The following is a 26514-nucleotide window of genomic DNA, read 5'->3' as shown; positions in this document are numbered from 1 at the left end:
GGTGGGAGATTGTTTTGGCAAAAAAGTCGATTGGACCAGTTCGCCGGGAATTTGTTCCCTGGGAAAATCCGGATCATCCGCCCTTCATCGAATTCCGCAATGTCACCAAGAAGTTTGGTGAGTTTGTAGCGGTCAACGACCTGTCGCTGAAGATCTACGAACGTGAATTCTTCGCCTTGCTCGGAGGCTCGGGCTGCGGCAAGACCACGTTGATGCGCATGCTCGCCGGGTTCGAAACGCCAACCTATGGCCAGATCTTTCTCGACGGTCAGGACCTTGCGGGAATTCCGCCCTACCGGCGCCCGTCCAACATGATGTTCCAGTCCTACGCCCTGTTTCCGCACATGAGCGTGGAGAAAAATATCGCTTTCGGCCTGAAGCAGGACAAGACGCCCGCCTCTGAAATCGAGGACAGGGTTGCGGAGATGCTTCGGCTGACCAAACTGGAGCAGTTCGCCAAGCGCAAGCCGCACCAGCTTTCAGGCGGTCAGCGTCAGCGCGTGGCCTTGGCCCGTTCGCTCGCCAAGCGCCCGAAAGTTTTGCTGCTGGACGAACCGCTCGGCGCGCTCGACCGCAAGCTGCGCGAGGAAACGCAATTTGAGCTGATGAACCTGCAGGAAGAGCTCAAGATGACCTTCCTGATCGTGACCCACGACCAGGAAGAAGCGATGACGGTTGCCGACCGCATTGCTGTCATGGACAAGGGTCAGCTGGTCCAGGTCGCAACGCCTGCGGAAATTTACGAAACACCCAATTCGAAATTCGTGGCGGACTTCATCGGCGATGTGAATCTTATAGAGGCGAAGATTGCCGACAAGTCCGATAACGGCACGCGAATGATTTCCGTGACCGACGGCTTCCTGATCGAAAGCGAACAGACGACGGAAGCCAGTGTTGGAGACACAGTCTGGTACGCGATCCGGCCTGAGAAGGTTCGCATCGCGCAAGGGCGGGGAGAGAACGGCACCGCCAACCGGATCAACGGGCTGGTCTGGGACATTGCCTATCTTGGCGATGTCTCCATCATCCACTCAAAAGTCGGCGAAGACGACCACGATACGATCCGGGCGACTTTCGCCAATGTCTCGCGCATGGTCGAAGACCCCATCACCTGGGATGATGAAGTTGTGCTGTCCTTCGACAGGGACGCCGGCGTCATCTTGAGGGGGTAGATGCGATGGCCGAACAGACTGCTGCACCAGCCAAAAGAAGCCTCGGGGGCAAGTTGCTGATCGCGGCTCCTTATCTGTGGCTGCTGATCTTCTTTCTCGCCCCCTTCCTGATCGTCTTCAAGATTTCGCTGTCGCAGGTGGCGATTGCAATCCCGCCCTATATTCCGACCTTCGATTTCGCCGAAGGGTGGCAGTCGTTTCGTGAAAATCTTTCGGAGCTCTCGTTTGAGAACTACGTCTGGCTGACGGAAGACGCGCTTTACTGGAAGTCCTACGTTTCATCCGTCATGATCGCGGCCATCTCGACGGTGCTGACATTGCTGATCGGGTATCCGATTGCCTATGGCATGGCCCGCAGCCCCAAATCCTGGCGCCCGACATTGCTGATGCTCGTCATATTGCCGTTCTGGACCAGTTTCCTGATCCGCGTTTATGCCTGGATCGGCATTTTGAAAAATGAAGGGTTGTTGAATCAGTTCCTGATGACACTGGGGCTCATCGATCAGCCGCTCGTGATCCTCAACACCAATATCGCGGTCTATATCGGCATTGTTTATTCCTACTTGCCGTTCCTGGTTCTGCCGCTCTACGCAAGCCTGGAGCGCTTGGACGGGAGTTTGCTGGAAGCAGCTGAAGACCTCGGCAGCCCACCCTGGAAGGCCTTCTGGCAGATAACCGTGCCTTTGTCGCTTCCGGGCGTGATCGCCGGGTGCTTCCTCGTCTTCATTCCGGCTGTCGGTGAATTCGTCATTCCTGATTTGCTCGGCGGGTCTGACACGTTGATGATCGGAAAGACCCTCTGGGTGGAATTCTTCAACAACCGCGACTGGCCCGTTTCGTCGGCGGTGGCGGTCATCCTGCTGTTGATCCTTGTGATCCCGATTGTGCTCTTCCAGAACCAGCAGCAGAAAATGTCGGAGAAAGACGGATGACGCGCGGTCCGACCTGGTTCAACATCACCTCTCTGGTCCTGGGTTTTTCGTTCCTGTACCTGCCCATCGTCCTCCTGGTGATCTACTCCTTCAACGCCAGCCGCCTGGTGACGGTCTGGGGTGGGTTTTCGACGAAGTGGTACGCCTCGCTCTTGCAGAATCAGCAATTGCTTGACGCGGCCTGGGTGACCGTCAGGGTCGCTTTCACTTCCGCGACCATCGCAACGGTTCTGGGCACGCTGGCTGCTCTGGTTCTGGTGCGATCGGGAAGGTTCATGGGCCGGTCCCTGTTCTCCGGAATGATCTTCGCGCCGCTGGTTATGCCCGAGGTCATCCTCGGCCTGTCACTGCTGCTGCTTTTTGTGGCCATGGATCAGGCGCGCGGCTTTTGGACAGTGATGCTGGCGCACACGACTTTTGCCATGTGCTACGTCGCCGTTGTCGTTCAGTCGCGACTGGTCGGCTTCGACAAGTCCATGGAGGAGGCCGCGGAAGACCTCGGTTGCCCGCCGGTTAAAACGTTTTTCCTGATCACGTTGCCGATCATTCTGCCCGGTGTCATTGCAGGCTGGATGCTGGCCTTCACCCTGTCTCTGGACGATCTCGTGATCGCCAGCTTCACGACAGGGCCGGGGGCGACCACGTTGCCTATGAAAATCTACTCCCAGGTGCGCCTTGGCGTGACGCCCGAGATCAACGCCGTCTGCACCATTCTTGTGGCCGTGGTCACCGTTGCCGTGATTGCAGCTTCAATTGTGACCAAGCGACAGCAGGTTCAAAGGGAACGCGAGGAAAGGGCGGCGTTCGGGGCGGAAGGGTAAGTGCGCCTTCAACCCGCGCGAGGCGGACGAAACAGATAGATTACCAGCCAGACCGGCACGACGATGAACGACCCCAGCACCATGTTCGGGATTGCCCAGTCGCGAAATTCCAGCATGTAGATCCACAGCTCGAGCGGGCTCAGGCCGACGGAAGCCAGAAGATCTTCAGCGGTCACGTTGACGAATGAGAGGCCCGCCCCGACGAGCAGGGATATCGCTGCGATCTTGAAGAGTGTCGACAGGTACGGGAACACGGCGCTCTGGTTCTTTCAGGTCTGGCATTCGAAAACAAGCCGTCCGGGACTATTCACACAACGCCCTGCAACGGAGCCTTAATTCTTTGCTTTAAGAATTTACAAACCATAAACAACCTTGCAAAAACCGGCTGAAAACGGGGCAACTTGCAAGTTTCAGCCCTGTCGGAAAATCAACCCAAATCGATTAAGTGACGAGCCGCTCATGTTTTTCGCTGCAATGCGGCAAAGATGTCTTGACCGCGGCAGGACAAGCGGCGAATGTGCGCGACACGCATCTTGCGGTCTTAACTGGGAGTGAAACATGAACAAAATATATCCGGACGCAAAGGCCGCCCTGGAAGGGCTCACCTTTGACGGCATGACTGTCATGGCCGGCGGGTTCGGTCTGTGCGGCATTCCGGAGAACCTGATCGTGGCGCTCCGGGATTCCGGCGCCAAAGACATCACCGCGATTTCGAACAATGCCGGTGTAGATGACTTTGGCCTGGGTCTTCTGTTGCAGACACGCCAGATCAAGAAAATGGTCTCGTCCTACGTTGGTGAAAACGCGACGTTTGAGAAGCAGTACCTGAACGGTGAGCTGGAGCTGGAGTTCAACCCGCAGGGCACGCTCGCCGAGCGCATCCGTGCCGGTGGCGCCGGTATCCCGGGCTTCTACACCAAGACAGGTGTCGGCACGCTGATTGCCGAAGGCAAGGAGCACAAGGATTTCGACGGCGAAACCTACATCATGGAAACCGGCCTTGTTGCCGACGTTTCGCTTGTCAAAGCCTGGAAGGCGGACAAGGAAGGCAATCTGATCTACCGCAAGACCGCCCGGAACTTCAATCCGATGATGGCAACTGCCGGCAAAATCTGCGTGGTGGAAGTGGAAGAGCTGGTCGAAGTCGGTGAGCTTGATGCCGACAACATCCACACAGCCGGTATTTTCGTCGACCGCATCATCGTTGGCGACCACGAAAAACGTATTGAAAAGCGCACCACGCGCGCAGCCTAAGGAGAACACATCATGGCTTGGACACGTGATGATATGGCTCAGCGCGCTGCGCAAGAGCTTGAAGACGGTTTCTACGTGAACCTGGGCATCGGCATCCCCACGCTGGTGTCGAACTACATCCCGGAAGGTGTGCACGTAACCCTTCAGTCCGAAAACGGCATGCTCGGAATGGGCCCGTTTCCGACCGATGAAGAAGTTGACGCCGACCTGATCAACGCCGGCAAGCAGACCATCACCGAATTGCCGCAGACGAGCTATTTCTCCTCTGCAGACAGCTTCGGCATGATCCGCGGCGGTCACATCGATCTGTCGATCCTCGGAGCGATGGAAGTCGCCGAAACCGGTGATCTTGCCAACTGGATGATCCCGGGCAAGATGGTCAAGGGCATGGGCGGCGCCATGGACCTGGTTGCCGGTGTGAAACGGGTCGTTGTGATCATGGACCACACCTCCAAGGCAGGCGATCCGAAACTTCTGAAGGAATGCTCTTTGCCGCTGACCGGTGTGAAGTGCGTTGACCGCATCATCACAAACTTCGGCGTTTTCGACGTGGTCGAAGGTGGATTGAAAGTCGTTGAACTTGCTCCGGACGTCACCTTGGACGAAGTGAAGGAAAAGACCGGCGCGACCATCGTCTGAGGTCACGAAGGCTTAGGCTTTCAACGACGACATTAGAGTAATACCTCAAGGGCACCCGCAGTATCTGCAGGTGCCCTTTTGCGTGGGGGCGATCGGAAGCAAATGCGGGCCACCAACTGTCAATGAACCGAGTTTCCTAACGGCAGAATTGTCCCGAATTGAAACTCTTTGATAAAATTGACGAGGGGAAGCAGCTGGAAGTTAACAAATCGAGCTGACAAAAAGCCCGCTAAAATGCAGAAATCAAACTGATGCGGGTCAAAACTCCGCGCCGATAACTTTACTAGCTAAGCAAGTTGATAGCGTTTACGGCATCCTGTGCTTGGGTTCCAGAGCAATCAACCGGCCTTCAAGACTTATCAGGTACCGTCCAGCAGTATTCTGTGGAGGGGTATCGTGGCTGAAACGCCAAAGGCAGTTTCAAAGCTTATCAAGGTGCTGTCGTCCTGGCTTCCAAGCCTGCGCGCACGCTTCATGCTGCTTGTCGCAGGTTTGTTTCTGGCTCTTTCCGTGGTCATGATCATGGTCGCGAGTTACCTCGACCTGCGCGATGAAGAGCAGCGGATCGTATCGGATGCCAAGGCAATCGGAGCAACCGTCAGCCGCCTGTCGGTGCCACACCTTGCCAATCACCACTACCTCATTCTCGAACAGGAGCTGGAGAGCATCGCCGCCAGTGGCATCATCGAGCTTGCCCTGGTTCTTGATCCGGAGAGATCGGTAACCATCGACAGCGACCCGACCACGAGCTACTTCGATGAGCAGGAAACGCATCCGCTGGTCGTAACGGTGCTGGAAAGCGGCGAAGAACAGCTGAGGCAATCGCGCGAACGTGTGGAGATTGCCGTTCCGGTTAGGGACATGGCCGATAACAGCCTTCTCGGCGTTGCGTTCGTGTCTGTCGAACATGCTCCGGTCAGCGGATTGCTGCTGTCCATCTGGGGGCGGAACATCGTCATCACGCTGGTGCTTCTGGTTTTCTGTGTTCCCGTGACCTTCCACATTGCTGACAGTTTCATCAGCCCGATCAAGGCATTGACGCAGACGGCCCATACCGTCAGTGCGGGCAACTTCGATGCACCGTTTCCGGTCGCAAGACGCGATGAAATTGGTGTCCTTGCGAGAGCCTACAGGGATATGGTTGGAACAATCCGGGGTAACATGGCAAAAATCCATGAACTTGCCTTTGTGGACCCCATCACCCGGTTGCCGAACCGGGAGTGCTTTCGCCAGCATTTCACCGGAAACATGTTTACTCCCGACGGTGACCCCAATCGGATGGCCGTCCTGTTTGTTGACCTTGACCGCTTCAAACGGGTCAATGACAGCTATGGTCATGACCATGGCGACGCTCTGCTGAAGGAGGTCGCTGCACGGCTGCACCGGCTGCTGAATGACGCAGAATGCACGGAACGCCCGGCTGGAAATATTGCAGCGGATCCGGAGCAGCAATCCGGTTCTGGACAGTTTGAGACCACCGCACGGGTGGCAAGGCTCGGTGGTGACGAGTTTGCGATTGTCGTTCCGGCAGAAAAGCCGATGACCAACGTTTACACGCTCGCCGAAAAGCTGGTGCAATGCGTTGAGCAGCCGCTGGAGATAAACGGCCTGACGATGACGGTCGGGGCCAGTATCGGCGTCTCTGTCTATCCTGACGACGGCGAAGACTACACGGCCATTCTGAAGAACGCCGACATTGCCATGTACGCAGCCAAGCGAACCGGTGGCAACCGGGCCTGCTTCTACAGCGAGACCGAGCGCGACTCCTTTTCGCGAGAACGAATTCGCCTCGAAGCGGAGCTCAAGAAAGCGCTGCTGAGAAACGAAATCGAAATCTACTTCCAGCCGAAAATCGACTGCAGGTCGATGAAGGTTGTCGGAGCAGAGGTTCTGGCCAGATGGGCGCACCCCGAACGCGGCCTGCTGACACCGGGATGTTTCATTGAAGTAGCGGAAGAAAGCGACCTGATCACCAAATTGGGGGACCGGGTTCTGGAGCTTGCCTGCCGTCAGGGACGAGCCTGGCTGGACAATGGTCAGCGGGTTCCTCTGGCGGTAAACGTATCGATCCGGCAATTGGAAAAACCCGGCTTCACATCCCGTGTTCTGGATGTTCTCGACCTGACCGGTTTTCCGGCGGATCTGCTTCAGCTGGAAGTCACAGAAACGGTGGCGATGGCGGACCCGGAACGGGTCTCGGAAGCCGCCAAACCGCTCCTTGAGGCGGGCATTACATTCGCGATTGACGATTTCGGTACCGGCTATTCCAGCCTGGCGCATCTGCAGCAGTTGCCGTTCAACACGTTCAAGATCGACAGAAGCTTCGTCAGTGGTCTGGAGACCGACCAGCACAGCCGCTCCATCGTGCAGACGATTCTGGCGATGGCCAAAAGCCTGAATTACGAAGTGGTTGCAGAAGGTGTCGAGACGGAGCAGCAACAGGCATTTCTGGCAGAACATGGCTGCACGATTGCTCAAGGGTTCCTGTTCGCCAGGCCTATGCCGGCGGATCATTTCGATACCTGGGCAAAGGCTTTTCTGCAGCGTCCGGATGGAAACCCGGGTATCAAGGAAAACGGCGACAATCGCAAATCGACCGCCGCCGCCTGAAACAGCCAGTGCACGCTATCAGCGCTGCCTTTACTCGGCTGCCGTGCTTTCCCGGCGTTCGGCAATGGGTTTGATTGCCGGAAAGTCCTGATCCGTGAGCGTTTCCTTCGAAAGCAGCAGCTCAGCGCCTTCGTTGAGTTCACTCCGGTGCGCGTTCAGGACCTCCTTGGCACGCGTAAGAGCGGTTTCGACACGGGTCTTGATCGACTCGTCGATTTCCCTTTGGGTCTGCGGCGAAACTTCGGCAACGTCCCCGGCCGGTTGACCAAGAAAGTTTTGCCGCTGGGTAGCATAGGCACGGTTGCCGAGTTCAGTATCCATGCCGTAACGCATCACCATGTCCCGGGCCACTTCAGTGACCTTTTGCAGGTCGTCCGATGCTCCGGTCGAAATCTCCTCAAAGACGATTTCCTCGGCAGCACGGCCACCCATCAGAACAGCCATCCTGTTTTCAAGATCCTGGGTGGAAAGTAGGAAGCGGTCTTCGGTCGGCCTTTGCATGGTATAGCCAAGCGCACCGATACCGCGTGGAATGATCGAGATCTTGTGAACCGGGTCGCATCCTTCCAGATTGGCCGCCACGAGCGCATGGCCCATTTCGTGAAAGGCCACCGTGCGGCGTTCTTTTTCCGACAGGATTCTGCTGCGTTTCTCAAGTCCTGCAATGACGCGCTCGATCGCTTCGTTGAAGTCCTTCAGCGTGACTGCATCCGCATTTCGACGGGTCGCGAGCAGTGCCGCTTCGTTGACCAGCGTCGCCAGATCAGCGCCCGAGAACCCAGCCGTCAGCTGGGCGACCTGCTCCAGATCGGTTGACGGGTCGAGCTTGATCTTCTTGACATGCACTTCGAGGATCGCAAGCCGGCCGGGCTTGTCCGGCTTGTCGACCAGCACCTGACGGTCGAAACGGCCTGCGCGCAGCAGGGCAGGGTCCAGGATCTCCGGTCGGTTGGTGGCACCCAGAAGAATAATGCCGCTTGAAGGGTCAAAGCCATCCAGCTCGGTCAGAAGCTGGTTGAGTGTCTGCTCCTTCTCGTCATTGGTCCCCATGGGACCGCTGGAACGGGCGCGGCCGAGCGCGTCTAGTTCGTCGATGAAGATGATCGCGGGCGCTGATTTCCTGGCTTGTTCGAAGAGATCGCGAACGCGCGCTGCGCCGACACCGACGAACATTTCGACGAATTCCGAACCTGAAATGGAAAAGAACGGAACCTCGGCTTCGCCTGCTACAGCCCGTGCCAGAAGTGTCTTGCCTGTTCCGGGAGGACCGACCAGAAGGATACCTTTCGGAACATGTGCGCCGAGGCGGCCGTACGATTTCGGGTCCTTGAGAAAGTCGACCACTTCCTTCAGTTCGCGTTTCGCCTCATCGACCCCGGCAACGTCCTTGAAGCGGACGTCGACATCGGTTTCGACATAGACCTTCGCCTTGGATTTGCCGACTGTCATCATTCCACCGATACCCTGCTTTTCCGCAAAGCGCCGGATGATGAACATCCAAAGACCAAAGAACAGGAGCACCGGCAGCACCCAGGACAGAATGTCCTTGATGAAGGTGCTTTGGACGATACCCTCGAATTTTACATCATACTTGTTGAGCTCTTCGGCGAGCGGAATGTCGACACGGGTGGTGACGAAGTACTGCCTGCCATCCTTCAAGGGGTCCTTGAACTTGCCCTGGATGGTGTTTTCCTTGACCTCGATGGACTCGATTTTCTTGTCCTTGAGGTACTGCTCGAACTGGCTGTAGGGGATTGGTTCGACATTCTTGTATGTCGCCCACCAGCTCTGGAACATGAGCACCAGCATCATCGCGATGAAGGCGTACCAAAGATTTATCTGGTGTTTCTTGTCCATGGAAAAATCGTCCCGGCAATGGATTTGGCAATGCCGTCATTGGGACGATTTAACGTCGCACTGTCAAGGCGTTGATGAGCCTATGCGGCAGACACCGAATTACGTTTCGACTGTTTGGTGCGGAATGAAGAGGCACTGGACCTTGCAAGATAAATGACCGGGATCAATCCGACGAGGACAATCGCGAGCGAAGGCAGAGCGGCTTCTTCGAAGGCCTCCCGGGAAGCAGCTTCAAAAACGGTGGTTGCCAGGGTTTCGAAATTGAACGGCCGCAGCAAAATGGTTGCCGGAAGTTCCTTCATGCAATCGACGAACGAAAGGAGGGCCGCGGACAGCAGAACCGGTTTAAGAAGCGGCAGGTGGACCTGCGTCAACGTCTGGCCTGTATCGCGACCAAGGGTGCGCGCTGCCATGTCGAAATGCGGTGAAATCTTGCCGAACCCACCCTCGACCTGACCGTAGGAAACCGCCAGAAAACGCACGACATAGGCGTAAACCAGGGCTGTTCCGCTGCCCAGGAACAAAAGCCCTGTCTTGATGCCGAACCAGGATTGCATTTGCGCATCCAGGAAATTGTCGAAATTGGCAAGCGGGATCAGGATGCCGATAGCCAGGACGGTGCCCGGAATGGCATATCCGATCGATGCCAGGCGGACGGCAGCTTTCAAGGGACCCTTCGAGTTGAGACGTAGCGCATAGGCCAGGGCAACAGAGATTAGAACCGTGATCAGGGAAGCCGCAGCAGCAAGACTGAAACTGTTCCATACCGTTGACAGGAAATCCGGTGACAACAATCCTTCGAGCCGCCGGCTTGCCCGGTCCACAAGCATGAGGCCGGGGAGAACGAAGCCCAGCAGAACCGGGATCAGGCAAAGGGCCAACGCCAACACGGACTGTGGGCCCTTGAGGTCAAAACGTGTCGGTGCCCTGTGTTTTGAACTGCTGCTGCCGTCAAAACGCTGCTTCCTGCGGCCCAGCCGTTCAAGCCAGAGCAACAACAGGACCATTGCCAGCATCGCAAGGGCAAGCTGTGCCGCACCGCCCAGGCTGGAACGGTTCAGCCAGACGTCATAGACGGAAAAGGTCAGGGTTCTGACGCCGAAAAACGTGACCGCACCGATGTCATTGAGGCATTCCATGAGCGCCAGAGAAACACCGATGGCAATCGCCGGGCGGGCGAGCGGCAGTGCGATGCGAAAGAACAGGCCGTAGGGCGAGGCGCCCAAGGTACGTGAAACGTCAAGTACCGAGGACGACTGGATCAGAAAACTGGCTCGGGTGGTCAGGTAGACATATGGGTAAAGTACGATACCCATGACGAAGACGGCGCCGCCGAGCGAGCGGATTTCCGGGAACCAATAGTCCCTGGAAGTGGTGAATCCGAACATGGACCGGATGAAGCTCTGGACGGGTCCGGTGTAGTCAAGGACCTCTATATATGCGAACGCAACGATATAGGTCGGCACTGCAAGAGGGATCAGCAAGGCCCAGTCCATGATTTTCCGGCCGGGGAAATTACACATGGTGACCAGCCAGGCGGTACCCACTCCGGCGACCGTCGTGATCGTGCCGACGCCCAACATCAACAGCAGGGTTGTTTGCAGGGACCGCGGCAGAACAGTGCTCAGCAGTTGTCCCCAGATGTCAGCCGACGGCGTGAAAGAGATATAGACGATTGCTGCGACGGGAAGCAGCACCAGCGCGGCGATAGCCAGCGCGGCAATCTGCCAGAAGCGATCAACAAAAGTGAGGGTAGGAGTGCGCAGCAAGGCTGATCTTTATTGTTCGTAATGGTTCGCAGGAAGCTCTATAGGCAAATGCCTGAGAATGCAAAAAAAGCGCCGTGAAACACGGCGCTTTTCTATCTCAAATCCAAGCCTTTTTAGGAAGCCGGACCATCGTCGAAGCCAACCTTGTCGGCGAGCTCGCTAGCGGTCTTGCGGTTCTTGGCAATGTCGTCCAGCGAAAGTGTGTCAGGCTTCAGTTCACCCCAGGCCTGAACACGCTCGGAAGCTTCAACACCCGGAGTAACCGGATATTCGAAGTTGGATTCAGCGTAGATCTGCTGAGCCTTCGGAGAGGACAGGAACTCGATCAACTTGACGGCGTTGTCCTTGTTCGGAGCGTTCTTTGCCAGAACGATACCGGCCAGGTTGACATGGGTGCCGCGGTCTTCGGCATTCGGGAACAGAATGCGGACGGACTTGGCCCATTCTTTCTGCTCCGGCTCTTTGTCGTTGGTTTCCATCTTGCCCATGTAATAGGTGTTGCCGATGGAAATGTCGCATTCGCCGGCAAAAATCGCCTTGACCTGTGCGCGGTCGTTTCCGGACGGCTTGCGGGCAAGGTTGTCACGTACGCCTGCGAGCCATTCTTCGGTTTGCTCCGCACCGTGATGAGCAACCATGGAAGCGATCAGGCCGATGGTGTAAACGTGCTGACCGGAGCGTGTGCAGATGCGGCCTTTCCATTTCGGATCGGCAAGCTCTTCGTAGGTGATGCTGTCCTGATCGACACGATCCTTGGAAGCATAGATAACGCGCGCGCGGTTGGTCAGGCCAACCCAGTGACCTTCCGGATCGCGGTACTGTTCCGGAATGTTCTTGTTCACCACGTCGGATGTTACGGGCTGAGTGATGCCGAGCTGCTTGGCACCGTCCAAACGGCCGATGTCAACGGTCAGCAGAACGTCTGCAGGAGAGTTTTCGCCTTCAGCGGCAATACGCTCGCCAAGACCCTTGGAGGCAAACACCACATTCGGTTTGATGCCGGTCTCTGCCGTGAACGCGTCAAGCAGCGGCTGGATCAGGAACGGCTGGCGGTAGGAATAGATATTCACTTCACCGTCGGCGAGTGCCGGTGCTGCGGCAAACGCAGCGGTGGTCATTGCGAGTGCACCTGTCAGGGCGCGAAGGGTTGAACGCATTGAACTCTCCAAGAGATCTGTTTGTTTTTCGCTCCAGTTGAGGCTGAAGCGCTTGGCCGGGAATATGTCGTTATGCAGCTCGGAAGTCAATAAAGTAAGTAAAATCAATAGTTTAGAATGATTCAAAACTAACTGGAGCCTTAAACTCCACTATTAGAGTTAAAAGGGAAGAAAAAACAGGAGTTTAATCCTCGACTTTTATGCCGAAGAACGAAGCGCAAGCGCGCCCGGTGAGGATCACGAAAGCGTTATTAACAGGTGCGACGAAACGTTACAGTGAAGGAACAGTGCACGGACAGAGCGCGAAAGGCTGTGTTGAGCCTTTCGGTCACGCTTGTCCTGTCATCCTGCTTCACTCACTGCACAGTCGGGCATTCGCCCTGGAGACGGATCGATATTGCGAGCCGGGTGTTACTCGGAAAGAACCCGCTGGGTAGGGAAGATGATCTCCACCAACGTGCCTTGATCGGGCGTGGAATCGATGTGGAAGCTTGCCCGGTTGGCTTCGACGAGAGCCTTGGTGAGAGGCAGTCCGAGACCTGTTCCGCCGCCACGGCTGGTCGTATGCAACTGGCGGAACGGCTCGAGCGCCGCAGCGAGTTGCTTGGCCGTCATGCCGGTTCCCGTGTCGCGCACGCGCAGAGCGACTTCGCCGTTGCTTTCCAGGGCCGTCGACAGGATTACCTGTCCGCCGGACCTGTTGTATTTGATCGCATTCGACAGAAGGTTGAGCACGATCTGGCGAAGCGAACGCGGGTCGGCAACCACATCGGGAACGGATTCCGGCAGGCTGGCGCGGATGATCACCCGTTCGCGATTGGCCTGCGGCTGCATCAGCGCGACACATTCGTTGATGACGTCGTTGGTCGAGACCGCCGAGAAGTTCAAATCCAGCTTGCCTGCCTCGATCTTGGACAGGTCCAGCAGATCGTTGATCAGGCTCATGATATGCGAGCCGGAGGTGCGGATGTCCTTCAGATAATCCTTGTAGCGGTCGTTGCCGATCGGCCCGAACCGTTCTTCCATCATGACTTCGGAAAAACCGATGATCGCGTTGAGCGGCGTTCTGATCTCATGACTGATCTTGGCCAGGAAATCGGACTTCTGCGAACTTGCGTTTTCAGCCTGACGTTTGGCCTGCGTCAGCTCTTCTTCCGCCGTTTTCCATTGCGTGATGTCGCGCAGAACCGCGCAGAACTTCGCGTCGTCCTTGCCATTCGTGATCCGGCCCATGGTCATGAACAACGGGATGAGGCCGCCGGTCGGGACTTTGCCGAGCACTTCACGACCGTCATTCAAAATGCTTGCGACACCGTTGCGCGACAGGCCATCAAGATAATCGGCGGCCGCGCGGTGGCTTTCGGGTGCGAGAAAATCGGTAAAGGGTGCGCCGATCATGTCCGTGCGGCTTGCGCTGAAGAGCGCCTCGGCCGAGCCGTTCACCTTCACGATCGAGCCGTACTGATCCAGAACCAGGACCCCGTCCGTTGCGGTTTCCAGGATGGTGTCCATCTCGGCGATCTGGCTGCGCGCGTTTTCCAGTTCCAGATTGGAAACCGCAGGAACATCTGCAGGAACGTCAAAGGAAACCGGTTGCACGGGCGTAGCAGAAGACGGCTTGGCCGGGCGCTCTGTAATGGAGATCATCAACCCGCGGCTTCCATTCCATGGAACGGAATGCATGTGGGCATCGACGCAAAGAACACCGCCATCCGCCAGACGCATCTTCATCGTTTCATCGACTTCGTCATCCATGCCGACGGCATCCGGCAATTCTTCGGTATCGTCGATGAACAGCGCCTCAAGCCCTCCTGCCTGAGACAGGGCCGCGATGGACTTGTAGCCAAGCATGCGCAAAAGCGCCTTGTTGGCGTAGAGCACTTCCCGGTCGTGGACGATCGCGATGCCGATCGGCAACCTGTCGAGCAGTGTCGGATCGATCGGTCCGGCTTCAGGCACTTCCGGTGGAAGGTCCGCAATCTCCTCTTCCGGGTCCGGAGATTCGAAATCTTCCAGGTCACCTTCGAGGCGGGCACCAAGGGCTTCTGCGATCTTGCGAAATGCCTGGCGCTCGGGCCGGGAAAGTCCGGAAGTGTCAACGGGTACGACGCGCGGCCGGGCAGTTGCGAGTGGAATGACCTCACCGGTTTTCATCGGTTCGGGATCGTTGTCAGCATCGTCGCTTGTTTCAGCTTCCTGGTCTTCGCGTTCGAAGGCGGCGGTCTCTTCGAAGAACTCCCGTTCGTCCGCGTCAAAATCCTCTTCAGCGGGCTCTTCTCCCGCTTCGGATACGTCCCCGGTACCGGACACGGCGGTTTCCTCGTCCTCGTCGACGAGGGAGGAGGGCCCGGAAGTCGGCGTAGACGCTTCCACAGCGCTTTCGTCCTCATTTGCTTCGGTCAGGTTATCAGCCGAGGTCGGAGTTTCGGTTTCCGGCTGTTCTTGCGAAAGAGTTTCTCCCTGTGATGCCGGTGTTTCCGTTTCTTCGCCATCGAAGAGGTCGAGAGAATTCAGTTTTGCAGAGGCATTATAGGATTTTTGCAGCGACTTGACCGCATCTTCGATTTCTGCGGGTTTCAGTTCTGCGGTTCCGGATATGCCTGTCGGCTCTTCAGAAGTTTCTTCCTCCTGAGAGACGGCGACCTGTTCCTCAGGCACGTCATCCTCACCGGAAGGAGCGGCATCTTCGGTGAGCGTGTCCGTATGCGGAGTTTCCTCCTGTGGTGCATCGGCAACGGCTTCTTCAAGACCGTCGGTTTCGTCTTCAGTTATCTGAAGAGGCTCAACCGCATCGGCGTTGGATTGTTCAGAACCAGCCGGTTCAACGTCCTTCTCTTCCAGGCCTTCATCGAGTGCGGCTGCCGCGCTCTTCAAGTCTTCAGTCAGATCAGCATCGCCCGATGCGTCCTTGGAAGGTTGCCGGGAGGTTTGGGAGACGGACTTTCCGGTGAATTTGGCCAGGGAACCGACCAACGCCGCCGCACTCGCCCCGAGGAAGGTTTTGCCGGCAAACGAATCCGGTTGCGCGGGTTTCAGATCTTCCAGTTTCGCGCTGCCGGAATTGGAAGCAGAGGCAGCCGGTGCGATGTCTTCGGCAGGTTTCTGAGCTGAGGCGTCGGCGGCTTCGTTCTCGTCTGCGCCAGCCGGATCCGCGTCTTCGACAGGGGGCGCCGTCTTGGGGGAAGCAATGTCCTCCCGGATCAGATAACCGGTTTCGCGCTGCTCAGTCGTATCGTCCCCGATATCGTCCGCGCCATCCTCATCGGCAGTTACCAGAAATGCGAGGATCGGATTGTCCGGGTCCTGGAGGGCGTCCGCCGTCCGGCAGACGCCAAAGCCGCGATATCCTTCGAATTTCCGGTTGCGGTCAAATGCGGGCAGGGCGGCCATGTCAACCGGCACACGCAAAGCCGCACCGCTGACCGGCCAGTTGATGGTTTTTCCGCTCCAGGTGTCACGCCGGTCCAGGGCCCGTGAAATGCTGCCTCGCGGATCCAGGTCGAAGATCTTCGAAACCTCTTCCCAGGTCAGACCGACAATATTTGTCGCATCAGGACCGAGAACCTCGGAAAACTCATCGGATAGAAACGTGAACCGACGGTCGACATCCATTTTCCAGGCAAAGCGTATCGGTCTACGGCGCGGCTGAAAAACAAAGGCTTCCGGCTCGGCCTCTTCGGCCGCCACTGCTTGCTGAACTTCGGCGTGTTTATCGTCGTCGCTTTCCGGCTGCGCGTCCTGAAGATCGGTCGAGGCTGTCGCCGAGGCCTCGTCTTCGACCACAATGTCTGTTTCTGACGTTTGCGCACCCGCCGAGATCGCTTCGTGAGGCGATGGGGTCAACTCTTCTTCCGCGACGTTCTCAGGCACAGGGTCGGAAGATTTTGCGTCGGATTCCAATTCAGGAGCAAGCGGCTCTGCCTCATGAGATTCCATCTCTGCCGCATCCGATTCAATATCGGACCTTTCGGCAAGATCTTCATCTTTTGAATGGAGAGGCTCTGAGTTGTCCTCAGGATCATTAAAAGGCGCCACTTCCGCTGTGGTGGCGTAGTCTTCCTGTGGCTGGAGGTCATCCTGACCTTCGTCAGCAGCAGGCTTCACCTCTTCGGGCAGCTCGTCGTTGTGGAAATGTGCATCGGAAGACCTGACGGCGGCCGTTTCCGAGACGAGGTCTGTGCTCCCGTCCGGACCATTTGAAGTGTCTACAGGCGGTGTCTCGGCAATGGCATCCTCGTCGATTGCTTCATCGTCAAGCACGACAAGTTTTGGACCCGCCGGGATCTGCAGGATGACGCCTTCGTGGAAACTGCCATCCAGATCCAACGGACCGAACAGGGCTCTCTGGCTGTCCGGCAGATCCAGGTCTTCCGGTGTGCCGTCAAGTGTGCCGGTTTTGTATTCCACGGTTCCGTCCGACATCAGGAAAACCGAGGTGTTGGAGCTCCTTGAAAGCTGTGCAAAGGCCTGGAGCGGATCCTTGGTCAGCGCAAGCCCCTTGTCGCTGCAAACGATCAGTGCTGCGGACTGACCATTGTCCAGTTCAATCTTTTTGCACTGGCAGGTGAGAAGCATCACCCGGAGGCCGCGATAGAAGCGAAGGCGGTCAATGCTGAACTTGTCGGTCGCGCCGGACGTCGCAATTCGGGCAATGTGAGGTCGCGCAGGCGAGCGCTCAAGCGAAGCGAGAGCTGCAAGGTCGGAGATCGATTGAGCGGAAAAAAACGACGCACCGGCGGCGTTGGCCCACAGTATGCGCGCGCCATCGGCCGACCAGAGCCAGGCTGCTCTCGTATCGGCAACAAGCTGAACCAGATCATTCTTGGCACTCAGTTCCAGGAATGATTGGGTCTGATTGTCCATGGCTGTGCTCCAAACTGGTCTGCAACACCGGTTGACGGGCTGCGGCTGCCGGTTTTGTCTGCAGTAGTAAACTTCTTGTTAATACTAGCAAACTTCAACGTCGTCCACGTAAAGCAAGGTTGCTAAAGGACTTACGTGAAGGCGTGGTTAATCTTGGCAGGTGAACTCCTAAAATTATGCTTTCAGAGATTTAATCACCTGTGCAAAGAAGTGCAAAAACCTTGGCTGGTGTACGCCCTGTCTCTGCGGGTTTGTCCTTACTCTCCTTTGCTGGATTGATGCAGGAAGTCGAAAATTGATAGGGCAGGGATCCGGAGCGATTAGTTTGCCGGATAGCCATCTCCATGTTACGAACTTTTGGCATGGAGCATCCGAGGCGATGCAACCTGCAATCTGCCTGCGACCTGAGGAGCGCTGAGATGAGCAAAGACAACACCGGTTTCGAAGTCCCTGAGCAAATGCGCGATTTTGCCGAGAAGAGCGTCGACCAGGCGCGCAAGGCATTTGACGACTTCATGGGAGCGACCCACAAGGCAGTCACCAATGTCGAGGACAGTGCGAACGCGGTTCAGGCCGGGGCTGCCGATGCCAACAAGAAAGCGCTGACCTATGCGGAAGAGCATGTCAACGCAGCCTTCAAGTTCGCGCAGGAACTCGTCAAGGCCGACAATGTAGAAGATATGATGAAGCTTCAGCAGAACTATCTGCGTGGTCAGATGGAAGCTCTGGGTGAGCAGGCGCGCGAGTTTTCGAACTCGGCGACCAAGGCCGTCCAGGACGCAGCCAAGGCAGCGCAGAAGAAGTAAACCAGCCTACAAGAGCGTGCAGGGCGGCAACGCCCTGCGCTGATGTTTTGCAGGCATTGTTAGTGATTGCGTCCCTTCATTATTCATCTTTTGGTCGCAATGAGATTGTAGTCTTTTCTCGCTGAACAAGTTCCAGTCAGTCGCAGATATCCCTGAAAAGCGGGATTGGTCAGCAATTTGCCGGTCTCTGTTTCGGTTTGCTGCAGACGACGACGACCGCATGGAACCGGAAATGTCAGCGATCCCCAACGGCAGCTCTATTGTGCAGTGCAAAAAAATGTTGCAATGCAACAAAGAGTGCACTATGTAAGGGTCAGCGGATGACGACAGGGTCCGCCGGCAAATGTCCCGGCGGAATGAATTTGAACCGATGATCGCATCCGAACTCTAGGAGATGAGATCATGACAGACAGCAATACGACTGCCGCAAAACCGGCTTCCAAAGCACGCGCCACCAAAGCAAAAGCTGCTCCGGCTGGTGTAACCTTCCCGGACTTCGAAGCTTTCGCACTGCCGAAAATGGAAGTCCCGGCTGCATTCCGTGAAGCGACGGAAAAAGGCATTGAAAATGCTCGCGAAGCATACGCAAAGGTGAAAACCGCCGCTGAAGACGCAACCGATCTGATGGAAGACACTTTCGAAACTTCCCGTCAGGGCGTTGTGGAATTCAACCACAAGGCTGTGGATGCTGCCAAAACCAATGCCGACGCAACGTTCTCCTTCATCAAGGACATCATGTCCGTGAAGACACTTGCAGAAGCTATCGAGCTGCAGTCCAGCTTCGCGCGTCAGCAGTTTGACGCCCTGAGCGCCCAGACCAAAGAAATGCAGGAACTTGCTACCAAACTCGGTACCGACGTTTCCGCTCCGGTCAAGGAAGCCGTGGAAAAGTCCTTCAAGGACCTGAAAGTCAACTAATTCGGCTGACACGCGTTTTTGAAGCGCAAAATCAGATATAATGCCCGGGGCAACGCCTCGGGCATTTGCTTTTCAACAGGCCAGAATTTTTCATGAAATTCACGCTTGCCGGTTGGAAAAAACAGGGTTAGAAGACGCCCTTGCAAATGGCGGTCGGGGCGAGTAAGGTCCGCGCCACTTTGAAGACCTTAAGCAGACGTAGCTCAGTTGGTTAGAGCGTCGGATTGTGGCTCCGAAGGTCGGTGGTTCGAATCCACCCGTCTGTACCACTTCACAAATCATTGTTTCAAAACCACCGAGTGGCCAGGTTCCCGCTTTATCGCCTTGCGTGCGTTTGCCGCGCACCGGCAACCCTTTGTTACTGCACTTCCGATAGATTGGGTTTCAAGATCGAATGCAGCCCATCAAGAAGGGAAATGCCAATGACAAGCAACTCTCCAGGTATCGGCACCAGATTGAAACGGCTACCGGGCCAGTTCCTGGTGGCACTGATAAACGCAACCTCCATTCTTGTCATCGCAGCTTGTGTCCTGGTGGTTGTCGTGCTCAACCGTGCCGATACGGCAGGCGCCCGCATCGCGGCTTCGATCACCGAAGCAACCTTCTCGAAGATGCAGATTTCTCCGGCCGAGTTCAAAACACGTCTGGTGGCTTTGGACCAGCGGATCGAAGTGCTTTCCGAGCGGCTTGCAAATCCTGAATTGCAACAGGACGGAGCGTTGAAACAACAGCTGACCGAACTGAACCGGAATCTGGTCGATCTTAGACAGGTGGCGGAGAGCATACGTTCAGCTGGCCCCGCTGTGACCTCAACCGCTTTTGAAGAGGCCGGAGCCATGGTCACGGATAGTCTTTATGCCTTGCGGGGCTGCCGACGGCAGGATCGCGAACCCGCTTCCGGGAGTTGATGCGCCGTTAGCTGGGGTTACTGGACCTGCTTCGGCAGATCCGAGCGCAGCCGGTTACGTCCCGCAATCTCTCTCGACTGCCTTGCATCAACGGTTGTGGTTCGCCCGTCGGGGTCAAAAGCGGTCTTGAAGGTGAAGGCATCAGAACTCGGGCCATTGTCACCCAGTAGTTCATGCCGCTCGATAGCTTCGGACCAGTCCGGTTGATGGTCTGCCGGTACCCACCACAACACATAGGGCGGATAATCTTCCGCATCCTTCACAAACAGGTGCCCCAGACGCAGGAGTTCTGCGTGCGGTCCGAGATAGACCGCGGCAAGCGCGGATTCCAGGTTCTGCCAAAGAGAAATCGTGGAAGGCGCCCAGCCATCGCCATTGTCCATCCAGTACTTGGGATAGACCTGATCACCCCAGCTTTCCGGTCCCTGGTCACCGTCATAGCCGGAACGGGCGATAAATCCGTCTGCGCGTTCCATAGCCGCCCAAATGGCAGATTCGTTGAAGAAGAAGTCGTCATTCGCCGGGTCGTCCGCTCGGGTGCGGAACTGGGCGAATGTATAGAGCGCAAGCCAGTGACCGGACATTTCTCCTCCCATGACGGGTGATGCGTCCCGACACACTGTCCGCAATTTGGGGCGACTTCAAGGGTTTGCAGCAGCGTTAAAACAGTTTGAACGCGAAACCGGCTGGAAAAACTGTCAGGGCTGAGGTACGGACTTCTTCAGATTGTTTGCTCCCGCAGCCGAATCTGGCCCGCCTGCGCGAGGAAATCCGAAGGGTTGCCGCTCCTAGGATCTCCTGCCTGCCTTCGAGTTCTACTCTTAATACAAGGAATTCAGCGTGGAAGATCTCAGCCTTTTCTCCCTCGGCCTGTTGGCTCTCTCCCTTCTGGCAACTGGTGTCGTGGCCGGGATTATCGCAGGTCTTCTGGGAGTGGGCGGAGGTATCGTGATCGTGCCGGTGCTCTACTACATGTTCACCGCACTCAAGATCGACCAGAACGTCCTGATGCATGTTGCGGTCGGCACATCGCTGGCGACAATCCTGGCAACGGGCACCTCCTCCACGCTTGCGCATTACAAGCGCGGCAGTGTCGACATGGATCTACTGAAGCGCTGGTGGTGGGCAATCGCGCTTGGCGTTGTCGCTGGTGCTACCCTGGCCGGTAACATCTCAGGGGGCGCGCTGACGCTTGTCTTCGGGGTCGTTGCCCTGGCGGTTTCCGCAAACATGATGTTCCGCAAGGATGGATCGCATCTGGCAGACAAATTGCCCGGCAGCCCGGTCAAAGAGCTGCTCGGCTTTCTGATCGGCGGCATTTCGGTGATGATGGGCATTGGTGGCGGGACACTCGGCGTGCCAACGCTGACCCTGTTCAACTACCCGATCCGCAAGGCGGTCGGCACCGCAGCGGCGATCGGGCTGATCATTGCCGTTCCGGGAACATTGCTGTCGCTCTATTTCGGTTTTGACGTCGATGGCCGTCCGCCGGTTTCACTCGGCTACGTCAACCTGATCGGCTTTGTCCTGATCATTCCCGCCTCCACATTTTCCGCCCCGCTCGGGGCCAAGATCGCGCATTCCATCGATCCTTCGAAACTCAAGCTCATCTTCGCGCTGTTTCTCGGGTTCACCGGCCTTCGCATGATTTATGACGTGGCGATCCAGTACTGGTAACAGCGCTCTTGATAGGTGAATCAAAAGGTTTCATTGGTTCTCGGACCAGTTTTCGGGGATAGTGACGCTCTTTCAGGTCGCAGATCCTTGCGCCTCGACACTCTTGGTCAGAAATGCTTGAAAAAAATGTGACCCTCAGCCTGAAGGGCTGCACCCATGGTGCCCTTATGTGCGTTCCTGTGCTGCCGGGCATCATAGCGCTTGGTGCGGTTTTCGGCACTGTGGCCGCTCAAAAGGGGCTGACTTTTCTGGAAACGGTGCTGATGAACTCGCTGGTCTTTGCCGGTGCCAGCCAGTTCGTTGCCATGGAAATCTACAGCGCCCCACTTAGCTGGGGGACACTCATCGCCATGGTCGGGGTTACCGGCGCGGTCAACATGCGCATGCTGCTGATCGGCGCAAGCCTGCGGCCCTGGCTGGGTCAGGTGCCATCCTACCAGACATACCCGGCGCTTTTCTTTCTGACCGATCTCAACTGGCTTCTGACCTTGTCCGAATACGACAAGGGAACCAGGGACTGGGGCGTCTATCTGGGCAGCGGAGTATTCGTCTGGTCCATCTGGTCGCTTTCGGTCGTTCCGGGGTATTTTGCCGGCAGCCTGATATCCGATCCAAAAACTTTCGGGCTTGATGTGGTTCTGCCGGCGTTTTTCGCCGCTTTGCTGGTGCCGCTTTGGAAAGGCAAGCGTCAAACAGTCAGCTGGCTCGTTGCGGGCGGTGTTGCCGCCGTAACCTGGGCCATCGTCGGTGGCTATTGGAGCATATTCACCGGGGCGGTCGCCGGAGCGCTGGCGGGGGCCTATCTTGATGACTGAGGGGGCGTTTTCCGCCGATACGATGTTCATTCTGGTCGTACTCGGCATGACCGCGGTCACCTATGCGCTACGGGCAGGCGGATACTGGGTCATGGGCAAGGTGCCGATCACGCCAAGGGTTCGCCGTGGACTGGAGGCTCTGCCCGGTGCGATCATCGTTTCCACCATCCTGCCGATTATCCTTCAGGGTGGGCTCGCTGTCGGCCTTTGCCTGATCGTGGCAGCGGCTGCTCAGATCCGCTTGAAAAAGGAATACATCGCCGTCTTTTGCGCGGCGGCCGTTGCCGCAGGCCTCAGGGCGACCGGTCTCTAGCCGGAGCTCAGAACAGCACGGGCACTGTGAACAGTATCTTCCTTGCTGCCTCCGGCATCGATCTCCGTCCATGTCAACTTGCCAAGATCATAGCCGAGTTGCTGGTCGACAACGCCGCCCGTTGCATCCGAGGCATCGCCCGAACGCTCTGCAACGCGCGCCTTAAGGGTGTTGGTGGGGGCTGTCAGCCACAGGCCGGAAAAATCCGCTTCTACCCTCTTTGCGATCTCGGCAATTTTTGTTCGCTCGCCTTCGGCGGCAAACACGGCATCAAACACCGCTGAATGCCCGGCGGCCAGAACGCATTGAATGGTACTGTCAATCTCCTGGTAGACCTTCGTCGACGCTTCGAGCGTGTAGGCCTCGGGCGGTGCTTTTTTCGTTTCCGGAATGCTCAGGAGCCGCTTGCGCATGACATCGGTGCGCAGAACCCTGGCGCCCGGAGCTCGGCCGATGTCAGGAGCCAGGGAATAGGCGAGGGTTGTTTTACCGGTTCCCGAAAGACCGCCAATAGCAAAAAGGCGCGGCCTGGACGGCTCCAAAAATGACGTCGCAAAACCGAAATAGGTTTGCGCCTGCTTTTGTAACGCCTGTCGCTGTGTCTCATCGGTTTGCGCAAGCGCGGCGCTTGCCGCGATCTTCGAACGGATGGCTGCGCGCATCATCAGAAAAAACGGAAGGGCGGCGAGAGCTTCGGCATGACTGCCCAGGCGACTCAGGTCGAGATAGCGGTTGAAAACTCGATTGGCGGATCGTTTCTGGCCGCGCTCCCAAAGATCCATCAACAGAAAAGCCAGGTCGTAGAGCACGTCACCGGTGGCGATCGCGTCCGAAAACTCGACGGCATCGAACAGGACCGGTTTGTCGTCGATCATCACGATGTTGCCAAGATGGGCATCCCCGTGACAGCGCCGCACTAGGCCGTCATCTCCCCGCATCACAAGGAGATGCTGAAGCGATGCCAGCACGCAGCGGGACGATTCCGTCAAGTGACGGATGCTGTCGGCGGGAAATAGTTGCGGATGTTCGCGAAATGCCGCGTCATTCTGTTCTACATAGGTTGCGAGCTCGTCATAGAACCCCTGACCGCTTCGAATGGGAGCCTCGTCATGGGCCGCAATCATCATCTCCGCAAGCTGTTCGGACAGACTGTCCTCAAACGGTCCCTTCCTCGCCAGGGCGTCAAGCTCGTTGCGATGTTCGAAGCGGTTCATTTCAACGACCCACTCAATCGGCTCTCCGTTTCCGGCAAGTGCCAACTGTCCGTCTCTTTCGAGCGTGATCGGCAATGCCCGTCGATAGACCTGCGGCGCATTGGGCTTGTTGTAGGTAATCTCGGCGTTGCAAGCTTCCTTGCGAAGCGCCAAAGTAGAATAATCCAGGAATGGATATCTGACCGCCCGTTTGACTTTGAAGGCCTTTGTTCCGATCAGAAAGATGACGTTGGCGTGAGTATTGATCCGGTCCGCTGCGGGACGGGTCGGGTCGTCTGAAGGCAATTGCTTCAGGAAATCGAAAACGTCACTTTGTGTTGGGGCGTATGTCATGTGTCGTCCTGTAACTGACGTCATTTCGAGTTTGCAGCAACCGCGAACGTGCCGATTTGATCCTTCTCAATGAGAGGTGTCAGCGATGTGGCACAGATTAGCTGATTTGTCAGCAAAGGAGGGCTCAATGAGCGAATATCCGGCATTGAAAAAGATCAGGTTGAACCTGGCCCGGACCAAGGAATTCCCGCAAGGTTCTGCGCAACATGGATATGAGTTCACCGCGCCTTTGGATGAAACGGGCCATATTGATGCGGAGCTCTGGAAGAAGACCCGCGATACCTGCCGTGTGCGCCGGTTCTGGGGCAACGAGGGTGACGAGGTCGGTCACCTGATCCACCGCCCGGGAGGCTCCTGGGCCTTTCACTACGACATTGACGGCGATGATGATGATGAAGCCGGTTATCGCTTCGGTGCTCATGCTTTCAATCCGGGTGAATATGTATCCATCAAGGATGAGGACGGCGAAATGCATACCTTCCAGGTGGTGACTGTTCAGTCGATCTGACATCGTTTGCCAATTGCATCACTGACAACAAAGCGCGGGTTTTCCGCGCTTTTGCTTTTACGTCCCTGCTCATCTGTTGCGGAATGTACCTTCCGCAATGGCGTGAAACAGGTACGACGCTTGTAAGATTGCAAGTTTCTTCCAAAATGGAATGAAGTCATTGCGAATTAATCTGGTTTTGAGTTCTGACAAGCCGGTCTTTCATACGGTATAGAATGAACAGAGCGAATTTCAGATCAGGAAACGGGACATGGACCAGAAAACCGGCGGCGAATTGTTGGTGGAGGCGCTGGAGCGTCACGGCGCGGAACGCGTGTTCTGTGTGCCTGGAGAAAGTTATCTCGCGGTCCTCGACGCTTTGCACGATGCTTCCATCCCGGTGACCGTCTGCCGCCAGGAAGGCGGGGCGGCCATGATGGCAGATGCCCATGGCAAGCTGACGGGTAAACCTGGTATTTGCATGGTGACCCGCGGACCGGGGGCGACAAACGCTTCAGCGGGCGTCCATGTTGCCGCCCAGGACTCCACGCCCATGATCCTCTTCATCGGCCAGATCGAGCGTGGCATGCGCGAGAGGGAGGCTTTCCAGGAGGTCGATTACCGGCAGATGTTTGGCGGCATCGCCAAATGGGTCGCTGAAATCGATCAGGCAGACCGTGTCCCGGAGTTCATTTCCCGCGCTTACCACGTGGCAACGTCCGGACGACCGGGCCCGGTTGTCCTGGCGCTGCCGGAAGACATGCTGGTGGAAACGGCCGCTGTTTTACAGCCGCCGTCCTGGCAACAGGTGGAAACCCATCCGGGGCTCGCGCAAATGGCCGATCTGCAAAAACGCCTATGGGCGGCCGAGCGGCCAATTGCAATCCTTGGCGGTAGCCGCTGGTCTGAAGAAGCTGTCGCGGCTTTTACCCGCTTTGCGGAGCGGTTCGACCTGCCGGTCGCCTGTTCGTTCCGGCGCCAGATGCTGTTCGACAATCTGCATGCCAACTACGCTGGCGATGTCGGTATTGGTGCGAACCCCAAGCTGCTTGCCAGGATCAAGTCTTCGGACCTGATCCTTCTGGTCGGCGGCCGGTTGTCCGAAATGCCGAGCCAGTCCTATTCGTTGCTGGACATTCCAACGCCGGCGCAAAAGCTCGTTCATGTGCATGCCGATGCCGAGGAACTCGGCCGGGTCTATCGTCCGACGCTGGCCATTCATTCCAGCCCGACGGCATTTTGCCGGGCTGCGGAAGGTCTGCAGCCGTCGAATGAAATCAAGGGGGCTGGCGAAGCGGAAAAGGCGCATCGCGAGTATCTGGACTGGTCTGGCGCCCGTCCGGAAATTCCCGGCGCCTTGCAGATGGCCGGTGTCATGGAGTGGCTGGAAGCCAACCTGCCGGAAGACGCTGTCTGTACAAATGGCGCGGGCAACTATGCGACCTGGCTGCACCGCTTCCACCGTTTCCGCCGTTATGGAACTCAGGCGGCTCCGACCTCGGGTTCGATGGGATATGGGTTGCCCGCCGCTGTTGCTGCGAAATTGACCTTCCCGGACCGCGAAGTGGTGTGTTTTGCCGGTGACGGTTGCCTTCAGATGACCATGCAGGAATTCGGCACGGCCTGTCAGGACGGTGCCAATATCATTGTGCTTGCAATCGACAACGGGATGTACGGCACGATCCGCATGCACCAGGAGCGTACCTATCCAGGACGACCGTCTGCAACCAAACTCGTCAATCCGGATTTTGCGGCTCTCGCCCGAAGCTATGGCGCATATGGTGAAACCGTTGAGACGACCGAGGAATTCGGCCCGGCATTCGAACGTGCGCGTGCGTCAGGAATGCCGGCAATTCTGCACCTGAAACTGGACCCGGAAGCCATCACCCCGGCAGCAAGCCTCAGCCAGATCCGCGCGGCGGCCGAAGCGCAGCGTTAAAAGCACAAATAGTTTCGATGGGCACCAAGA

Annotated in this window: 21 protein-coding genes and 1 tRNA gene; 15 read left to right on the top strand and 7 right to left on the bottom strand. The window is 56.9% G+C overall.

The features are described from left to right. Positions 1-14 precede the first annotated feature (14 nt). The 3 genes from ABLQ08_RS06435 to ABLQ08_RS06425 are packed head-to-tail and all read left to right on the top strand — an operon-like array spanning position 15 to position 2925. Positions 15-1172, top strand: a complete 1158-nt coding sequence (locus ABLQ08_RS06435; RefSeq protein WP_352940290.1) for an ABC transporter ATP-binding protein — start codon at positions 15-17, stop codon at positions 1170-1172. 5 nt (positions 1173-1177) lie between these two features. Further along, complete coding sequence (locus ABLQ08_RS06430; RefSeq protein WP_352940289.1) at positions 1178-2104, top strand: ABC transporter permease subunit; 927 nt, start codon at positions 1178-1180, stop codon at positions 2102-2104. After that, entirely contained in the window at positions 2101-2925 is an 825-nt protein-coding gene (locus tag ABLQ08_RS06425) for an ABC transporter permease (protein ID WP_352940288.1), read from the top strand. The genes ABLQ08_RS06430 and ABLQ08_RS06425 overlap by 4 nt, the downstream gene beginning before the upstream one ends. 8 nt (positions 2926-2933) lie before the next feature. Here the strand turns inward: ABLQ08_RS06425 and ABLQ08_RS06420 are convergent, their stop codons facing one another. Continuing rightward, positions 2934-3179 carry a DUF6460 domain-containing protein gene (locus ABLQ08_RS06420; protein WP_352940287.1) on the bottom strand — a complete coding sequence of 82 codons (246 nt, stop codon included), beginning with the start codon at positions 3177-3179 and terminating at the stop codon, positions 2934-2936. A gap of 304 nt (positions 3180-3483) precedes the next feature. Between ABLQ08_RS06420 and ABLQ08_RS06415 the strand changes: the two genes are divergently transcribed. From ABLQ08_RS06415 to ABLQ08_RS06405, 3 genes are all read left to right on the top strand, one after another. Continuing rightward, positions 3484-4179 carry a CoA transferase subunit A gene (locus tag ABLQ08_RS06415; RefSeq protein WP_352940286.1) on the top strand — a complete coding sequence of 232 codons (696 nt, stop codon included), beginning with the start codon at positions 3484-3486 and terminating at the stop codon, positions 4177-4179. A gap of 12 nt (positions 4180-4191) precedes the next feature. Further along, positions 4192-4818, top strand: a complete 627-nt coding sequence (locus ABLQ08_RS06410) for a CoA transferase subunit B (RefSeq protein WP_352940285.1) — start codon at positions 4192-4194, stop codon at positions 4816-4818. Between the two features lie 396 nt (positions 4819-5214). Next, complete coding sequence (locus ABLQ08_RS06405) at positions 5215-7428, top strand: putative bifunctional diguanylate cyclase/phosphodiesterase (protein ID WP_352940284.1); 2214 nt, start codon at positions 5215-5217, stop codon at positions 7426-7428. A 30-nt stretch (positions 7429-7458) separates the two neighbouring features. Here the strand turns inward: ABLQ08_RS06405 and ftsH are convergent, their stop codons facing one another. The 4 genes from ftsH to ABLQ08_RS06385 form a co-directional block, all read right to left on the bottom strand. After that, positions 7459-9285 (bottom strand): ATP-dependent zinc metalloprotease FtsH, encoded by a 1827-nt coding sequence (ftsH, locus tag ABLQ08_RS06400; RefSeq protein WP_352940283.1) that lies wholly within the window; start codon positions 9283-9285, stop codon positions 7459-7461. A gap of 80 nt (positions 9286-9365) precedes the next feature. Continuing rightward, positions 9366-11054: an ABC transporter permease gene (locus ABLQ08_RS06395; protein ID WP_352940282.1), complete on the bottom strand. Its 1689-nt coding sequence runs from the start codon at positions 11052-11054 to the stop codon at positions 9366-9368. Positions 11055-11167: 113 nt separating this feature from the next. Next, positions 11168-12211 (bottom strand): Fe(3+) ABC transporter substrate-binding protein, encoded by a 1044-nt coding sequence (locus ABLQ08_RS06390; protein WP_352940281.1) that lies wholly within the window; start codon positions 12209-12211, stop codon positions 11168-11170. A gap of 411 nt (positions 12212-12622) precedes the next feature. Beyond that, a complete protein-coding gene (locus ABLQ08_RS06385; RefSeq protein ID WP_352940280.1) occupies positions 12623-17074 on the bottom strand; it encodes an ATP-binding protein in 4452 nt (1483 codons plus the stop codon). Between the two features lie 419 nt (positions 17075-17493). On the opposite strand from ABLQ08_RS06385, the gene ABLQ08_RS06380 reads away from it, so the two are divergent. The 4 genes from ABLQ08_RS06380 (at position 17494) to ABLQ08_RS06365 (ending at position 19706) form a co-directional block, all read left to right on the top strand. Continuing rightward, complete coding sequence (locus ABLQ08_RS06380) at positions 17494-17880, top strand: phasin (RefSeq protein ID WP_352940279.1); 387 nt, start codon at positions 17494-17496, stop codon at positions 17878-17880. Between the two features lie 402 nt (positions 17881-18282). Next, positions 18283-18798 (top strand): phasin, encoded by a 516-nt coding sequence (locus ABLQ08_RS06375; protein ID WP_352940278.1) that lies wholly within the window; start codon positions 18283-18285, stop codon positions 18796-18798. A gap of 192 nt (positions 18799-18990) precedes the next feature. Continuing rightward, positions 18991-19067, top strand: a tRNA-His gene (locus ABLQ08_RS06370). A gap of 153 nt (positions 19068-19220) precedes the next feature. Further along, complete coding sequence (locus ABLQ08_RS06365) at positions 19221-19706, top strand: hypothetical protein (RefSeq protein ID WP_352940277.1); 486 nt, start codon at positions 19221-19223, stop codon at positions 19704-19706. A gap of 17 nt (positions 19707-19723) precedes the next feature. Here the strand turns inward: ABLQ08_RS06365 and ABLQ08_RS06360 are convergent, their stop codons facing one another. Next, on the bottom strand, positions 19724-20290 hold the full coding sequence (locus ABLQ08_RS06360; protein ID WP_352940276.1) for a DUF3291 domain-containing protein: 567 nt from the start codon (positions 20288-20290) through the stop codon (positions 19724-19726). A gap of 256 nt (positions 20291-20546) precedes the next feature. Between ABLQ08_RS06360 and ABLQ08_RS06355 the strand changes: the two genes are divergently transcribed. The 3 genes from ABLQ08_RS06355 (at position 20547) to ABLQ08_RS06345 (ending at position 22511) form a co-directional block, all read left to right on the top strand. Further along, positions 20547-21383: a sulfite exporter TauE/SafE family protein gene (locus ABLQ08_RS06355; protein ID WP_352940275.1), complete on the top strand. Its 837-nt coding sequence runs from the start codon at positions 20547-20549 to the stop codon at positions 21381-21383. Between the two features lie 128 nt (positions 21384-21511). Beyond that, entirely contained in the window at positions 21512-22198 is a 687-nt protein-coding gene (locus tag ABLQ08_RS06350) for an AzlC family ABC transporter permease (protein ID WP_352940274.1), read from the top strand. Further along, entirely contained in the window at positions 22191-22511 is a 321-nt protein-coding gene (locus tag ABLQ08_RS06345; protein ID WP_352940273.1) for an AzlD family protein, read from the top strand. The genes ABLQ08_RS06350 and ABLQ08_RS06345 overlap by 8 nt, the downstream gene beginning before the upstream one ends. On the opposite strand, the gene ABLQ08_RS06340 is transcribed toward ABLQ08_RS06345, so the two are convergent. Then, positions 22508-24058, bottom strand: a complete 1551-nt coding sequence (locus tag ABLQ08_RS06340) for an AAA family ATPase (RefSeq protein ID WP_352940272.1) — start codon at positions 24056-24058, stop codon at positions 22508-22510. The two genes, ABLQ08_RS06345 and ABLQ08_RS06340, sit on opposite strands and share 4 nt — an antisense overlap. Before the next feature lie 127 nt (positions 24059-24185). On the opposite strand from ABLQ08_RS06340, the gene ABLQ08_RS06335 reads away from it, so the two are divergent. Together ABLQ08_RS06335 and ABLQ08_RS06330 are read left to right on the top strand one after the other, a co-directional pair. Further along, the gene (locus tag ABLQ08_RS06335; protein ID WP_352940271.1) at positions 24186-24566 is read left to right on the top strand and encodes a hypothetical protein; all 381 of its coding nucleotides are present in this window, start codon (positions 24186-24188) and stop codon (positions 24564-24566) included. 250 nt (positions 24567-24816) lie between these two features. Beyond that, positions 24817-26484, top strand: a complete 1668-nt coding sequence (locus ABLQ08_RS06330) for a thiamine pyrophosphate-binding protein (protein WP_352940270.1) — start codon at positions 24817-24819, stop codon at positions 26482-26484. Positions 26485-26514 lie beyond the last annotated feature (30 nt).

Source organism: Roseibium sp. SCP14, from assembly GCF_040329475.1.
Taxonomy (GTDB): Bacteria; Pseudomonadota; Alphaproteobacteria; order Rhizobiales; family Stappiaceae; genus Roseibium.
This window is presented reverse-complemented; position numbering and strand designations above follow the sequence as displayed.